The sequence below is a fragment of the Microbacterium sp. 18062 genome (assembly GCF_902706225.1).
GTDB lineage: Bacteria > Actinomycetota > Actinomycetes > Actinomycetales > Microbacteriaceae > Microbacterium.
In genome coordinates this window covers 1-421 of sequence record NZ_CACSKB010000493.1, presented here as the reverse complement: position 1 = coordinate 421, position 421 = coordinate 1, and the positions used below count along the sequence as shown (strand labels likewise).

Here is a 421-nt window from a genome sequence, read left to right as displayed (position 1 = left end):
CAGATGCACCTCGAACACGTCCATCAACACCGTCCGCTGCGGGCCGGCTTCCAGTTCGTTGGTGTTGAACAGCTGCACATAGCCCTGGGAGGGAATGTCCTTGTGCTGGAAGGACACCCGCGTCGAGAACCCGGGCAGGTCGGTCGAGCGCTTGCCCAGATGAAAGCCGGGGACCGGAGAGCCGATGCCTGGCCCGCCGTTGTGCACGACATACGGGGCCGGCACCAGCACGGCAACCAGACCGTCGCGGGTGGCGCCGTCAATGATGTCCACCAGCTTGGCTGTGTTCTCCTTTTCCTGTGCATAGGAAAGCGGTGCGGCCTGCCCAGAGCATGCCAGGCCCAACGTGGTTAACAGCAGTGCGCAGGCGGTCGCGATCTTGAGGGTCTGCATCGACGTCTCCTTGTCAGTACCGGTAAAC

At 62.9% G+C, this 421-nt stretch carries 1 protein-coding gene; it reads right to left on the bottom strand.

Features of this window, described 5'->3' with window-relative positions; translation table 11 throughout:
- Window positions 1-393: hypothetical protein (locus GVL03_RS20880; RefSeq protein WP_200847387.1), on the bottom strand; the 393-nt coding region annotated here is incomplete at its 3' end.
- Between the last annotated feature and the right edge of the window lie 28 nt (window positions 394-421).